The following is a 13,487-nucleotide window of genomic DNA, read 5'->3' as shown; positions in this document are numbered from 1 at the left end:
TCAGATCGCCTGTCCTGCGGCCCAGCCGCTCGCCCAGGCCCATTGAAAATTATATCCGCCCAGCCAGCCTGTGACATCGACCGCCTCTCCGATCGCATATAACCCCGGCACGCGGCGCGCCTCCATCGTTTGCGACGACAGCCCCTGCGTCGCGATACCGCCGACGGTGACCTCGGCCTTGGCGAAGCCCTCGCTCCCATTGGGGACGAAGCGCCAGCCGGCGATCCGGCGCTCGACGTCGCGCAGCGTCGCGTCACGCTGCGCGCCGACTTCGCCTGCAATGCCGATACGCCCGGCCAGCGCCTCGGCAAGCCGCGCCGGAAGGTCAGCGGACAAAAGCTGCTGGAGCGATGCGCGCGGGCGTTCGCGCTTGGCGGCAATCAGCCAGTCCGCTGCGTGCCGTGGCAGGAAATCGATCGCTATTTCATCGCCGGGTCGCCAGTAGGAAGACACTTGCAGGATCGACGGGCCGGAAAGCCCGCGATGCGTAAACAACGCCGCTTCGGCAAAGGCGGCCTTACCGCATGAGGCAACGACCGGCGCCGAAACGCCCGATAGCGACCGGAAGAGCGCATCCTCGCCCGAAAGCGTCAGCGGCACGAGCGCGGGCCGCGGCTCGACCACCTTCAATCCGAATTGCCGGGCAAGATCATATGCAAAACCCGTCGCGCCCATTTTCGGGATCGACGGACCACCCGTCGCAATCACGAGCGCCGGCGCTTCGGCCACATCGTCACCAAAGGCGACGCGGTACCGGTCGTCGCTATGGGCGACATCGCGGATCGCCTTGCCGAGCCGCAGCGTGACCCCGCCCCGATCGCACTGGTCGAGCAGCATATCGACGATTTGCCGCGCCGATCCGTCGCAGAAAAGCTGCCCCAGCGTCTTTTCGTGCCAGGCAATGGCGTAGCGATCGACCAGCGCAATGAAGTCGTCGGCGGTGAAGCGGCTCAACGCCGACTTGGCGAAATGCGGATTCTTCGAAAGATACCGGTCGGGAGCGACACCCAGATTGGTGAAGTTGCAGCGACCACCGCCCGAAATCAGGATTTTCTTTCCCGGTGCATCGGCATGGTCGATGACCAGCACCCGGTGCCCGCGCTGACCGGCAACTGCCGCGCACATCAGCCCCGCCCCGCCCGCGCCGAGCACGATTGCATCATAACGGTCCGATGTGGCGGTCATGGCGAACGCCAATGGCAGAAGCTGCTCATCACGAACAGGCCGCATCCCATTCGCCGCGGACCCGCTCATCGACCTCCGCATCACGCCGCATACCGGCCTCGGCTTCGCATATTGCCGCATCGAGCCGACCAAGTGCCCATATGGCGGCGCCGCGCACCGCCGCATTCTCGTCGCTCAGCAAGGTACGAACCGGTTCGACCAATGAAGCCGCTCCACTATTTCCCGCCGCAATCAGGCAATTGCGGACCATACGGTTGCGACCGATGCGCTTGATGGGCGATCCCGCGAAAACCTGGCGAAACCCCGCATCGTCGAGGCCCAGAAGCGTATCGAGATCGGGCGCCATCAGTTCTGCGCGCGGCAGGAAGGCCGTGTTGGCGGCAGCGGCATCGGCAAATTTGTTCCACGGGCACACCGCCAGGCAGTCGTCGCAGCCATAGATGCGGTTGCCGATCGCCTCGCGAAACTCGTGCGGTATCGGCCCGTCATGCTCGATCGTCAGGTACGAAATGCAGCGCCGGGCATCGAGCTGGTACGGCGCGGGAAAGGCATTCGTCGGGCACGCGCGCTGACAGGCGTCGCACGATCCGCAGCTATCGCGACCCGCCTTGTCCGGATCGAGGTCGAGCGTCGTGTAGATCGCACCGAGGAACAGCCAGCTGCCATGCCGTCGGCTGACGAGATTGGTGTGCTTGCCCTGCCAGCCGAGCCCCGCCGCTTCAGCCAGCGGCTTTTCCATCACCGGTGCGGTATCGACGAACACTTTCAGCTCGCCGCCCGCTTCCTGCACCAGCCAGCGACCGAGCGCCTTCAGCGCCTTTTTCACCGTATCGTGATAGTCCTTGCCCTGCGCATAGACCGATATGCGGCCCACCCCGCCTTCATCCTCCAGCGCGAGCGGGTCCGTTGCCGGCGCATAGCTCATGCCGAGCGCGATGACCGAGCGAACCTCGGGCCACAGGCCGGTCGGCGAGCGGCGGTGATGCGCGCGCTCCTCCATCCAGATCATGTCGCCGTGGCGCCCCTCGGCCAGCCATTGGCGCAGACGCTCGGCAGCCCTGGGCGCGGCATCGGCGCGGGCAACACCGCACGCGACGAACCCCAGTTCCACCGCCTTGTCCCTGATCCTGTCCGACAATGGCTTGTCTTGTGCCATTCGCGCCCGCTACCACGGACGAGCTGCAAGTGGGGGAGTTTTTCTTGGGCAATGATTTGGCGCTGAGCGCAACAGGGCTCGTCAAAAGGTTCGGCGGAAAGCGCGTGGTCGACGGTATCGATATCGCCGTGCCCAAGGGTTCGATCTACGGCGTGCTCGGTCCCAATGGCGCGGGCAAGACGACGACGCTTCGCATGCTACTCGGCATCATCGAACCCGATGCGGGCGAACGCACGCTGCTCGGTTCGGACCATCCGCGCGAGATCAGCGACGATATCGGCTATCTGCCCGAAGAGCGCGGCCTGTATCCCGGCATGAAGTGCAAGGACGCGATCGCGTTCATGGGCGCGCTTCGCGGACTCGACTGGGCGACGGGGCGCAAGCGCGCGGTCGAACTGATGGAACAGACCGGCCTAGGTCATGCCCCCGACATGAAGATCCGCAAGCTCTCCAAGGGCATGGCGCAGTTCGTCCAGCTGCTCGGTTCGGTCGTCCATCGTCCGAGCTTCCTCGTCCTCGACGAGCCCTTTTCCGGCCTCGATCCGGTCAATCAGGAACGGCTCGAGACGCTGATCCTGGGCGAGCGCGACCGCGGCGCGACGATCCTTTTTTCAACGCATGTCATGGCGCATGCCGAACGGCTGTGCGACCGGCTATGCGTCATCGCCGGGGGCAAGCGGCGCTTCGAGGGCACCGTTGCCGATGCGCGCGCACTGCTGCCGATGAAGGTGCATTACGAACCGCATCATGAAGGCAGCGGTATCAAGGCGATCCTGCCGTCCGATGCGGTGCGGGAAGAAGATGGCTGGCGCTTCACACTGCCCGAAGAGGGTATAGAGTCGCTCCTCGTTCGGCTGATCGATGCCGGCCACGGCATTTCGGGGTTGTCGATCGAACGCCCCACCCTGCACGACGCATTCGTCGAAATCGTCGGCCGCAAGGCCGCGGAGGAAATGGCATGAACCATCTGGCCCGCATGATCCGCGACACCTTCACCATCGCTCGCCGCGATTTCACCGCGATCGTCGGTACGCCGACCTTCCTCCTGTTCCTGCTCGCGCCGGTGCTGATGGTCAGCTTCGGCGCCATCGGGGGCGCGGGTGGCGCCATGGTCGGCAAGAATGCCGAGGCGAAGCAGCGCGCCTATGCCATCCTCTCGAGCGATGCCGCCGCGCATTTCACTGCGGTGGACAAGCGGATGCGCGACATCTTCACCGGCGACGCGACGCCCGTCGATGTCGAGGTCGTCGCCCCGCAAGGCGATCCCGCGACACAGGCGCGGCAGTTGCTCGACCAGCAGGAACATGACGTGCCCGCCGTGATGTACGGGCCACTCGACCAGCCTGAAATTCTTCACCGCAACGAGAAATCGAGCACTGCGCGCTACCTGGCGGAGGTCGCGGAACAGGTCGTTCGCAACCAGGCGGCCGGCATCACCCAGCCGCTCAGCACGCCGCACTTCGTCCATGTCGCGCGGCAGGGCAGCTCGATCGGCGGGAAGTCCGCAACCGGCTTCTTCGCCGTCACGATATTGTTCGTGCTCTCGCTGATGCTGTCGGGCCAGACCGTCGGCACGATGGCAGAGGAACGGTCGAACAAGGTGATCGAAATCCTTGCCGCATCGGTGCGGCTGGAAAGCGTGTTCCTCGGCAAGCTGCTCGGCATGTTTGCCGTCGCGGTCGTGTTTCTCGCCTTTTGGGGCGGACTCGTGCTGTTCATGTCGCTGTTCCTGCCAAGCGACATGATGTCGAAGATATCCGACATGCGCCCGGCGTTTGGCATCGTACCCTTCGCGCTGCTGTTCCTCGGCTATTTCACCATGGCGTATCTGCTGCTCGGATCGGTGTTTCTCGGCGTCGGCGCGCAAGCCTCCACACCGCGCGAAATCCAGATGTTGTCGCTGCCGATCACGATCTTCCAGATGGCGATGCTGGGGCTGGCATCGGCGTCGGTCGCGCTTCCCGACCAACCGATTTCGCTCATCGCGCGCGTCTTTCCGTTCAGCTCGCCCTTCGCGATGCTCGCCTATGCCGCGCGCTCGCCTTCGCTCTGGCCGCACGCGCTCGCCTTTGCCTGGCAATTGTTGTGGGTGGGACTGTCGATCTGGCTCGGCGCGCGCTTCTTCCGGCTCGGCGTGCTCAAATCCGCGGGGCCGCGGCGCAAGAAGCGCTGGGGCCGCAAGGTCAGCGAACCGATGGCTGCGACGAATCCCTGAACTCCCGTATTGACATACATGTCAGTTATCGCTTTCCTGCCTGCTGAAGGAGAGCGACCATGGCGACCGTTGCAACCGAGACCGAATCCAATCGGCCCGTAGATCCGCTGGATGTCAGCCGGCCCGAGCTTTATCGCGACGACGTGTGGCAGGAACCGTTCCGCAAGCTGCGCGCCGAATCGCCGATTCATTACACGCCCGACAGCGATTACGGCGCCTATTGGTCGGTGACCACGTACAAGCCGATCGTCGAGGTCGAATCGCTTCCCGATATCTATTCGTCCGAGGTCGGCGGCATCACGCTGGCCGATTTCATCGAAGGTTCGGACGTGAAGATGCCGATGTTCATCGCGCGCGACCGCCCGGTCCATACCGCGCAGCGGCGCACCGTCTCCCCCGCCTTCACCCCCAGCGAAATGACGCGGATGAGCGGCGACATCCGCCAGCGCACCGCCGAAATCCTCGACTCGCTTCCCGTCGGCAAGGAATTCGACTGGGTCGACAAGGTCTCGATCGAGCTGACCACGCAGATGCTCGCCATCCTGTTCGACTTCCCCTGGGAGGACCGCCGCAAGCTTACCTTCTGGTCCGACTGGGCGGGCGATATCGAACTCGTGAAGTCGGAGGAGCTGCGCCAGAAGCGGCTCGAGCACATGTTCGAATGCGGCGCCTATTTCCAGAATCTCTGGAACCAGAAGATCGACAAGGAGCCGACGCCCGACCTGATCTCGATGATGATCCATTCGGACGCGATGAGCCATATGGACCAGTATGAATTCATCGGGAATCTGATCCTGCTGATCGTCGGCGGAAACGACACCACGCGCAATTCGATGTCGGCCTATGCCTGGGGCCTCAACCAGTTTCCCGAAGAACGCGCGAAGCTCGAGCAGAATCCCGAGCTGATCCAGAACGCGGTGCAGGAAATCATCCGCTGGCAGACGCCGCTGGCGCATATGCGCCGCACCGCGACACAGGATACCGAACTGCACGGACAGAAGATCCGCGAGGGCGACAAGCTCGCCATGTGGTACATCTCGGCCAATCGCGACGAGAGCGTGTTCGGTCCCGATGCCGACGCGATCAAGGTCGACCGCGAAAATGCCCGCCGCCACCTCGCCTTCGGCTGGGGCATCCATCGCTGTGTCGGTGCGCGGCTGGCGGAGCTGCAGATCACCATCCTGCTCGAGGAAATGGCCAAGCGCCGGCTCCGCGTGAACGTGACGGGCGATCCGACACGCGTCGCCGCGTGCTTCGTTCACGGCTATCGCTCACTGCCGGTCGAACTGAGCAAATACTGAGCTGTCTTCGTCCGATTTGAAACCATTCGGGCGATCCGTGCGAATCTACTCGTGACAGGAAATCACGAAAGGATGCCGCCATGCTTGCCGACCGCCGCAAATTCCTGAGCCTCGCCGGGATGGGCGTAGCCGCGCTCACCATCGGCTGCTCGGCAGGCGAAAGCCGCGCGGCCGAGCATTTCGACGTCAATCTCACCAAAGCGCAGTGGAAACAGCGCCTGACGCCGCAGCAATTTCATATCCTGCGCGAGGGCGGGACGGAACGGCCATTCTCAAGCCCGCTCAACGAGGAACATCGCACCGGCGTGTTCAAATGCGCGGGATGCCACCAGCCGCTCTATTCGTCGAAAACCAAATATGACAGCGGCACCGGCTGGCCGAGTTTTTACGCGCCGCTGAAAGGCGCGATCGTCACGCGGCAGGATCGTTCGCTGGGTATGTCACGAACCGAAGTGCTGTGCAGCCGCTGCGGCGGGCATCTCGGCCACGTCTTTAACGACGGGCCGAAGCCGACCGGGAAGCGCTATTGCATGAACGGTGCGGCGATGGTCTTCGACCCCGCCTAGGGGAAGAGCCGGCCGCAAGCGGCCGGACAAACTCAATCGTGAAAGGCGAGGATGCCCTGCTGCGCCAGGTTGCGGCTGGCGATCGTCGGTGCGGGCGGATATTCCGCGCCACCAACGGGCTGCGGTGCGCTGTCGGGATAGATGAAGCCGTTGACCGGATATACCGTCGCGCCAAGATTATCGATCGGCGCGTACCAGACGCGAACCTTGCTCCAGTCGCCGGCATCGGAAACGTCGACCGCACGGACATTATATTCGATCTGACCACCGACCGACCAGTTGGCATGCGTCAGAAGCACTTCGCGGTCGCTGACGATTTCCGAAACCACGGCGACATGGCCGAGATGCATCTTGCCGACGGGGGCGAAGGACATCACCGCGCCGACCTCGGGCTCGTTGCCGCGCTTATATTCGCCCTTGGCCTGCTTCCACCAGGTCAGCGCGTTGCCATGGATGTTCACGCCGGAAACCTCGCGAGCGAACGGAACGCACTGCCAATATTTGGCCTGCGCTGGCGCCACTGCCATCAGGCAAATCGTTCCCGCCAGCGCCAGACGCGCCGCAACCTTGCGAAAGTGCATCGAAAAATCCCCGCAACCCCGTGTGTCTGATGGGACCTAAGCAGAGCGCGGGTAACGAAAAAACCCTTCAGTGGAACCTTTTCCGATGAAACGTGTTTCGGGGGCGATGATTAGCTTTCGGGCGGGGTCCAGCCGACGATCTGATCGACGGTTCCGCTGGTGACCGAGTGGTAACCGGGCCTTGCCTCGGCATAGATTCGCCTGGCGAGCGCCTGCCCCCAATCGCCTTCGTTCATCATCACGCGGAACAGCGGTGCGACGAATTTTCGGCGCCCCTGGCTCGTCAAAAACTCCTCGGCGGAGTCGGCGGCCGGGGGATAGCGATTGTCGAGCGCCAGCATCAGCCAGGCAAAGCGGATTTCGCTGTTGCCGCTGTTCGAGAAATGAAAGCGGTCGTCGAGCTTCGCCAGCCGCTCCTCGCTCAGCTTGCGCGGCAACTGGTCGAGGAAGCGAACGCGCTCCTGCGTGCTGACATCGCCCGGCACGCTGCTGACGAGCCCGCCGGCCGCATATTCCTTCGCCGCCATGTCCATCGCGGGAAACGCGTCCGATTTCACATGAACCGCGTTCTTCGGAATGCCCGGCCGATACGCCCATTGGTCGAGGCCGATCTTCTTCGCAAGCGCCGGGTCGTCCTTGAACAGGTGCGACCGAATGTCCTTCAAAAAGCCCGCTGTGGTCTGCGGCTGGAACGCGTAGCGATCGAAATAGCCGCGCAGATAGGCATCGAACCGCTTGCGGCCGACCGCCTGTTCGATCGTCCGCAGGAACGTGGCGCCCTTGTCATACGCGATCGAGGTCATGCCGTCGTCCGGGTCCTCGCTCGCCGGGATATCGAGGTGCAGGCGCGTCATCGGCGATGTCGGCCCGCCCTCCTTCTTCACCGCGTTCATCATGTCGGTCCAGGCGAGATCCGCCTCCATCGCCGCGCGACGCTTGCCGTACAGCTTTTCCATGATGCGGTTCTCAAAATAGCTGGTGAAGCCCTCGTTCAGCCAGAAATCGTTCCAGGTCGCGTTGGTGACGAGGTTGCCCGACCAGCTATGCGCCAGTTCGTGCGCGACCAGGCTGACCAGCGATCGATCGCCGGCGATCGCCGTCGGCGTGGCGAAGGTAAGTCGCGGATTTTCCATGCCGCCGAAGGGGAAGCTGGGCGGAAGCACGAGCAGATCGTACCGCCCCCAGCGATACGGCCCGTATAAATCCTCCGCCGCATCGACGAACTTTTCCAGGTCGGCGAATTCATACGCGGCCTTGTCGAGCATCGCGGGCTCGGTCCAGATGCCCGTACGCGGCCCCGTCGCCTTGAACTTCAGGTCACCGATCGCCAGCGCGATCAGATAGGGTGCGACCGGCTTGTCCATGACGAAGTGAAATGCGCGCCGCTCGCCGGTCATCTGCTTGCCGCCGGGCGTCGTCATCTCCGCGCTCATCACCGCGGTCAGCGGTTCGGGCACGGTGATCGTCGCATCCCAGGTCTGGCGAACGCCGGGCGAATCCTGCGTCGGTATCCAGCTGCGGTTGAGGATCGGTTCGCCCTGGCTGAACAGATAAGGATATTTCTTGCCCGCGGTCTGTTCGGGGCTCAGCCATTGCAGCGCCGGCGCATCGGGCGAGGTGGCGTAGGTGATCTCGACCTGATTGGTGCCGTCAAGCCCCACCGTCAGCGGTGCGCCGTGAACGCGGTCGGCATCGCCCAGCTTCCATGGCAGCGCCTGACCCCGACCATCGGTAACCGACGCGATCTTCAGGTCGTTGGTATCGAGCACGATTTCCTGCGCGCCCTTGGCGGCCTGAATATCGAGCTTCGCGGTCCCGCGCAGCACATGCGCGGTAAAATCGGCCGCGAGGTCGAGCGAGACATGCGTCACCCGCGCCTCTGTCGGCCGGGCATAGCTATGGACATCCTTCGCTTCCGGCGTGGTCAGGACCGGCGCGACCTTCGGCTGCGCCTCCGCCTTGTCCCCGGCCACCGAACCCGAACAGGCGCTAAGCGTGCCCGCCAGCGCCATGGCGGCGAAAAAGCGAAATATCATAGGATTTTATCCGGCAAGAAATAGGTCATTCGAAAAGGATGCTAGCGGCAGATCGGACAAAGGGCAAAGCCGCTCTCGTCAAGGCCATGCGCGCGGGCTAGACATTGGTACATGCGCACTCTCATCCCGGTCCTTTGCCTCTTTCTGGCCGCCTGCAACAACAATGTGACGCCGATCGCCGCCGACAACGATCAGGCCGTCGTCAACAACGAAGCAGCCCGCCCGCTATCGCCGGGCGAACGCCCCGTGCGCATCGGCGAAAGCGGTCCCAGCTTCGCCGCATGTGCCACGCGCGGCATGGTCGTCGATCTTTCCGATGGCGAAACGCTCCCCGTTCGCGCCGCTCCGTTCGAGGAGGCGGAACAGAAGGGATCGCTCGCCAGCGGACAGCGGCTGTTCGTATGCACGCGTTCGATGAACCAGCGATGGCTGGGCGTTGTGGTCCCGGCCGAGGGCGGCCCCGATTGCGGCGTTACCCAGCGTGTCGACAGCCCACGCGCCTATGCGGGCGCCTGTCTGTCCGGCTGGGTTTCGAACAGCTATGTCCGGCTGACAGGCAACTGAGAAGCAAGGCCCTGGCGCGCGACCGTTGCCCCGATGCATCGCCGCCCGACAGATTGCTGCGCAAAAAATCGGTTCGTCGCAAGCTTTGTTGCAACGCAATAGTATATATGATTCGATACTGAATGCCGGACGACGGACGGTTCAGCGGATCGTTAACCATCATCGTCCATCATGTCCGGCAGATAGCGGGGGTGGAGTAGACGATGACTTCCAGAATGAAACCGGCCGAAGGCGCAATGACGCTTGCGGAGATGAAGGAGTTCGCCGGCCTGAGCGCCGCGACACAACGCTATATCCGGCGATCGCTCGACATCGGGCTCGACCGCGACGACGCGCTCGAACGCTGGTCGCGCGATGTGGTCGAGGCGGCATCGATCCGCGCGCAGGCACGCCTTTACGATCGTCTTCCCGATATCCGCGCGATGGTGCCCGACGACAGCGGGCTCGAGGCGGTCGAGCCGTTTATGGCGCCGCTTATCTCGGTTTCGGCATTCGATCTTGGCCAGGGGCGGCTGACGACCTTTTCGGCATATCGTTTTCTTTATGAACGCCTGATCGGCGCCGAGGTCCGGCCATGGCTTCCCGCAGCCTTCTGCGCCGCGGCGGCGTTGCCGCAACTGCATCCCGACCTGCGCCGCAAGTTGTTGCAGTCGATCAGCGAGGCGGCGGCGACGGCTTCGGGCTGGTCGGTACGCCAGCCGTCCTTCTACCCCGCCTGGGTGGAAAAGGTCGGCGCGGCCGCTGCCTGATCCGCGTCATCAACGACAGGCGCGCCAGCCAAGGGCGCCCCTGTCGGCCTGGTCGAAATGCAGATGGTTGTGGTGCGCGGCGTTGTAGTCCGGAGACAGCACCGTTGCGAAAAGATTGCAGGCACCGTCGCGCGCCTGATGCAGAAAGGCCGCCTTCTCCCTGCCCTCCTGCCAATCCTCAGCAACCGAAATATGCGTTCCGTCGCTCAGCACGAAGCCGGCGATGTCGATCGCATCGGCCGTCGCGTGTTCGCTCCACGGCCCCTTTGCACGGCCGTACATCCGTCGACAATTATAGCTGCCGAGATGCTCGATACGCGCAACGCGGCTGCCGAAATGGCGGATGGCGGCAGGTTGCAGAACATCCCATTCCCACATCATCATGCCCGCCGCGACCGCGCAGGACGTGACCGGCGCCGACGGTGAAAAGACAACGCTGCTCGCTCCGCCTGAGCGCAGGCGCACGCCATCCGAATAGCCGCAATGCTTGCCGGGCACCGATGGCGCGCTGGAATAGCGCACCCCCGCGCGGTCGAGCAGCCCCCGGCACCGCGGAAAATCCTTCGTAAGCGCTGCCAGTTTGCGCCCGGTGAACATGCCCGGCTGCTGCGACAGGTCGAGCCTGGTCCAGGGCAGGTCCTGCGGCCGGTTGCGCATCATCGCGTAAAGGGCAAAGCCCAGCGCCAGCAAAATCGCAGTCACGACGAGCGCGCCGATGACGCGGCGTAGCGCCCTCATCCGCGAAAGGCGGAGCTTACGGGTTCGGATATGGTCGGATAACCGAGATCGTCGGGGATACAGAGGTGCCGTTCGCCACCACGCTCCTCGATCCACGGCGTGATGGTGCGAATTTCATGCGCGCGCGCATCGGCGACCGCATCGGCAAAACTCGCGAACATCGCGAGCCGTTCGAGATTTCGCCGCGTCGGAAAGATGATATGCGCATCGCCCCGGTCGGCGGCCGCCAGCACCTCCTGCGCGCTCGCCCAGAAGGCGCGGACATTCTCGGTCTCGTCCACCTCGGGCTCGGGCGCATCGTCGGGCAGGCGAGCAAGGTAGAAACGCGTGTCAAAGATACGCGCATGCGCCATGTTCGGGCACCAGCGCGCGAACGGCACGAGCGCGTTCATGTCAAACGCCCGCGCACCGCCATCCAGCACCGACCCGAACGCGTCGCCGCCGTGCAGGGCGGCGCGCATCCTCTTTATCTCGGCCGGTCGCGGTACGTCGCGCATGCCGACCGCGATGCCCGCTTCCTCGATCGTCTCGCGGATCGCTGCGATGCGTGCCGGTGCGTCTTCGCCGACGCCCTGAACCATCGCGGCAAGCGCATGATCGCCGGGATCGATCCTGCCGCCGGGAAAGACGATCGCGCCGCCGGCAAAGGCCATTGCCCGCGCGCGCTCGACGAACAGCAATTGCGGCGGCGCCGCTTTGCGATCGCGCATCACCACGACCGTCGCGGCGGGTATCGGATCGGAAATCGCGTGATCGGCCATAGGATGTGATCTAAACCTATCGGGCCGCAGCGCAACTGGCTGGCCCCACAACGGGTCGAAACATGTTGGAGTTGGCATGGACGTTTCGCCGATCGACCTCGGCTTTGCGCAGATGGCCCTGCGCATCGGTCTCGCGACGCTGCTCGGCGCGGCGCTTGGCTTCGACCGGGAAGTGCATGGCCATGCGGCCGGGATACGGACCAACGGCATCATCGCGCTCAGCAGCGCGGTCATCACCGTTTCGGCGCTGCTGCTGTTCGATCAGTTGCGCGGTACCAGCGCGCAGCCCGATCCGCTTCGCGTCGTACAGGGACTGGCGCAGGCGATCGGCTTCATTGCGGCGGGGCTCATCTTCGTGAAGGGCCGTTCGGTTCACAACATCACAACCGCGGCCAATGTCTGGCTAGCCGCGGCGATCGGAATTGCTTGCGGCGCCGGCCAATATGGCGTCGTGATCCTTGCGACCGGTTTCGGCGTCCTGCTTCTTGCCGGCGTGCGCATCGTCAAACCGTGGTTGCCAGGCGTCCGTAAGGACGAGGACGAGGCTCCCTGACGGGCGCTAGGCCGTATCCTTGAGCGCCGGCCGGCGGCGAGCCGTCGAATTGCGCACGACCAGGCTCGCCGGCACGACAACCGGTTCGCGCGACACCTTCTTACCGGCCTGATCGGAAATAATCAGTTCCACCGCGCGCGATGCCACTTCGGCGATCGGCTGCTGAACCGCGGTAAGCGGCGGATGCGAAAAGCGGATGACCGGCGTGTCGTCGAAGCTGATGAGCGAAAAATCCTCCGGCACGCGGAGGCCATGCTCGCGTACCACCTCTAACGCACCCAGCGTCATCTGGTCGTTGCTGGCGATGATCGCGGTCACCGGATCGTCGCCCCCCAACAACGCTTCGGCAGCCGCTCGGCCCGAGGCGAAACTGAAGTCGCCCTGCGCGAACAAGCCACCGCTATCGATTCCGGCATCGCGCATCGCGGCCTTCCAACCGACCACGCGCCATCCGCTCAGTTCATATTCGGGCGGCCCGGCGATAAAACCGATCCGGTGGTGCCCCAGTTCGACGAGATGCTCGGTCGCCAGCCGCGCGGCATGTTCGTCGTCCATCGTCAGCAGGAAGCCCGGGCCGTCGGTCAGCGACCCGATCCGCGCGATGCTGATCTTGTGATCGTCGAGTATCTCGAGAATCTTCTGGTTCTGCGAATGCGGCGGCGTCAGGATCACGCCGTCGGGTTGCAACGACGCGATCGCGGCGAGCAATTCACGCTCGATATGGTCGCTATGTGTATCGACCAGCTCGACGATCAGGCGATAGCCATGTTCGGTACATTTCAAAATGCCGCCGAACATCATCTGGTCGACCCAGTCGGTGCCCTCGCGCTTGCGCCAGTCGGCAATGGTGCGCTCGCGGTCGTTGAGCGCAACGATCAGGTAGGAGCGCCGCCCGGCCATCCGCTGCGCTGCGATCGACGGCACATATCCCAGCTTGGCGATCGATGCGCGGACCCGTTCCTGCATCTCGGGCCGCACATTGGGTTCGTTGTTGATGACACGGCTGACGGTCTGCAGCGATACCCCGGCATCTGCTGCGACATGCTTGATCGTGACGGATTGCCTGCGCCTCGCCATCCGCA

14 protein-coding genes are annotated in these 13,487 nt (G+C 64.0%); 7 read left to right on the top strand and 7 right to left on the bottom strand.

All coding sequences use genetic code 11. The features are described from left to right. Both J7S20_RS14050 and queG read right to left on the bottom strand, forming a co-directional pair. A complete protein-coding gene (locus tag J7S20_RS14050; RefSeq protein ID WP_284054861.1) occupies positions 1-1,185 on the bottom strand; it encodes a BaiN/RdsA family NAD(P)/FAD-dependent oxidoreductase in 1,185 nt (394 codons plus the stop codon). Positions 1,186-1,213: 28 nt separating this feature from the next. Further along, positions 1,214-2,341, bottom strand: coding sequence for a tRNA epoxyqueuosine(34) reductase QueG (queG, locus tag J7S20_RS14045; RefSeq protein WP_284054860.1), 1,128 nt, complete (start codon positions 2,339-2,341; stop codon positions 1,214-1,216). 44 nt (positions 2,342-2,385) lie between these two features. On the opposite strand from queG, the gene J7S20_RS14040 reads away from it, so the two are divergent. The 4 genes from J7S20_RS14040 to msrB all read left to right on the top strand — a co-directional run bounded on the left by J7S20_RS14040 (position 2,386) and on the right by msrB (position 6,423). Next, on the top strand, positions 2,386-3,303 hold the full coding sequence (locus J7S20_RS14040; RefSeq protein WP_284054859.1) for an ABC transporter ATP-binding protein: 918 nt from the start codon (positions 2,386-2,388) through the stop codon (positions 3,301-3,303). Beyond that, the gene (locus J7S20_RS14035) at positions 3,300-4,556 is read left to right on the top strand and encodes an ABC transporter permease (RefSeq protein ID WP_284054858.1); all 1,257 of its coding nucleotides are present in this window, start codon (positions 3,300-3,302) and stop codon (positions 4,554-4,556) included. Before J7S20_RS14040 ends, J7S20_RS14035 begins: the two co-directional genes overlap by 4 nt. Before the next feature lie 59 nt (positions 4,557-4,615). Continuing rightward, positions 4,616-5,857 (top strand): cytochrome P450, encoded by a 1,242-nt coding sequence (locus J7S20_RS14030; protein ID WP_284054857.1) that lies wholly within the window; start codon positions 4,616-4,618, stop codon positions 5,855-5,857. Positions 5,858-5,937: 80 nt separating this feature from the next. Beyond that, positions 5,938-6,423 (top strand): peptide-methionine (R)-S-oxide reductase MsrB, encoded by a 486-nt coding sequence (msrB, locus tag J7S20_RS14025; protein ID WP_284054856.1) that lies wholly within the window; start codon positions 5,938-5,940, stop codon positions 6,421-6,423. A 32-nt stretch (positions 6,424-6,455) separates the two neighbouring features. Here the strand turns inward: msrB and J7S20_RS14020 are convergent, their stop codons facing one another. Continuing rightward, a complete protein-coding gene (locus J7S20_RS14020; RefSeq protein ID WP_284054855.1) occupies positions 6,456-7,004 on the bottom strand; it encodes a CHAP domain-containing protein in 549 nt (182 codons plus the stop codon). A 110-nt stretch (positions 7,005-7,114) separates the two neighbouring features. Next, complete coding sequence (locus J7S20_RS14015; RefSeq protein WP_284054854.1) at positions 7,115-9,040, bottom strand: M1 family metallopeptidase; 1,926 nt, start codon at positions 9,038-9,040, stop codon at positions 7,115-7,117. 111 nt (positions 9,041-9,151) lie between these two features. Here J7S20_RS14015 and J7S20_RS14010 point away from each other — a divergent pair, with 111 nt between their 5' ends. Together J7S20_RS14010 and J7S20_RS14005 are read left to right on the top strand one after the other, a co-directional pair. Then, positions 9,152-9,604, top strand: a complete 453-nt coding sequence (locus J7S20_RS14010) for a hypothetical protein (protein ID WP_284054853.1) — start codon at positions 9,152-9,154, stop codon at positions 9,602-9,604. 203 nt (positions 9,605-9,807) lie between these two features. Beyond that, the gene (locus J7S20_RS14005; RefSeq protein ID WP_284054852.1) at positions 9,808-10,353 is read left to right on the top strand and encodes a hypothetical protein; all 546 of its coding nucleotides are present in this window, start codon (positions 9,808-9,810) and stop codon (positions 10,351-10,353) included. Positions 10,354-10,362: 9 nt separating this feature from the next. Here J7S20_RS14005 and J7S20_RS14000 read toward each other — a convergent pair whose 3' ends face one another. Continuing rightward, positions 10,363-11,091 carry an extensin-like domain-containing protein gene (locus tag J7S20_RS14000; protein ID WP_284054851.1) on the bottom strand — a complete coding sequence of 243 codons (729 nt, stop codon included), beginning with the start codon at positions 11,089-11,091 and terminating at the stop codon, positions 10,363-10,365. Further along, on the bottom strand, positions 11,088-11,852 hold the full coding sequence (locus J7S20_RS13995; protein WP_284054850.1) for an NUDIX hydrolase: 765 nt from the start codon (positions 11,850-11,852) through the stop codon (positions 11,088-11,090). The genes J7S20_RS14000 and J7S20_RS13995 overlap by 4 nt, the downstream gene beginning before the upstream one ends. Positions 11,853-11,928: 76 nt before the next feature. Between J7S20_RS13995 and J7S20_RS13990 the strand changes: the two genes are divergently transcribed. Next, positions 11,929-12,405, top strand: coding sequence for an MgtC/SapB family protein (locus J7S20_RS13990; protein ID WP_284054849.1), 477 nt, complete (start codon positions 11,929-11,931; stop codon positions 12,403-12,405). Positions 12,406-12,411: 6 nt separating this feature from the next. Here the strand turns inward: J7S20_RS13990 and J7S20_RS13985 are convergent, their stop codons facing one another. After that, entirely contained in the window at positions 12,412-13,482 is a 1,071-nt protein-coding gene (locus J7S20_RS13985; RefSeq protein ID WP_284054848.1) for a LacI family DNA-binding transcriptional regulator, read from the bottom strand. Between the last annotated feature and the right edge of the window lie 5 nt (positions 13,483-13,487).

Source organism: Stakelama marina (assembly GCF_018122655.1).
Lineage (GTDB): Bacteria > Pseudomonadota > Alphaproteobacteria > Sphingomonadales > Sphingomonadaceae > Sphingomonas > Sphingomonas marina.
Note: the sequence above shows the minus strand (reverse complement) of the source record. Positions and strands in the feature narration are given on the sequence as shown.

Coding starts and splice junctions, on each gene's coding strand:
- J7S20_RS13985 (WP_284054848.1), bottom strand. CDS start 13,482: ATGGCGAGGCGCAGGCAATCCGTCACGATCAAGCATGTCGCAGCAGAT.
- msrB (WP_284054856.1), top strand. CDS start 5,938: ATGCTTGCCGACCGCCGCAAATTCCTGAGCCTCGCCGGGATGGGCGTA.
- J7S20_RS14030 (WP_284054857.1), top strand. CDS start 4,616: ATGGCGACCGTTGCAACCGAGACCGAATCCAATCGGCCCGTAGATCCG.
- J7S20_RS14015 (WP_284054854.1), bottom strand. CDS start 9,040: ATGATATTTCGCTTTTTCGCCGCCATGGCGCTGGCGGGCACGCTTAGC.
- J7S20_RS13995 (WP_284054850.1), bottom strand. CDS start 11,852: ATGGCCGATCACGCGATTTCCGATCCGATACCCGCCGCGACGGTCGTG.
- J7S20_RS14035 (WP_284054858.1), top strand. CDS start 3,300: ATGAACCATCTGGCCCGCATGATCCGCGACACCTTCACCATCGCTCGC.
- queG (WP_284054860.1), bottom strand. CDS start 2,341: ATGGCACAAGACAAGCCATTGTCGGACAGGATCAGGGACAAGGCGGTG.
- J7S20_RS14005 (WP_284054852.1), top strand. CDS start 9,808: ATGACTTCCAGAATGAAACCGGCCGAAGGCGCAATGACGCTTGCGGAG.
- J7S20_RS14000 (WP_284054851.1), bottom strand. CDS start 11,091: ATGAGGGCGCTACGCCGCGTCATCGGCGCGCTCGTCGTGACTGCGATT.
- J7S20_RS14010 (WP_284054853.1), top strand. CDS start 9,152: ATGCGCACTCTCATCCCGGTCCTTTGCCTCTTTCTGGCCGCCTGCAAC.
- J7S20_RS14050 (WP_284054861.1), bottom strand. CDS start 1,185: ATGACCGCCACATCGGACCGTTATGATGCAATCGTGCTCGGCGCGGGC.
- J7S20_RS14020 (WP_284054855.1), bottom strand. CDS start 7,004: ATGCACTTTCGCAAGGTTGCGGCGCGTCTGGCGCTGGCGGGAACGATT.
- J7S20_RS13990 (WP_284054849.1), top strand. CDS start 11,929: ATGGACGTTTCGCCGATCGACCTCGGCTTTGCGCAGATGGCCCTGCGC.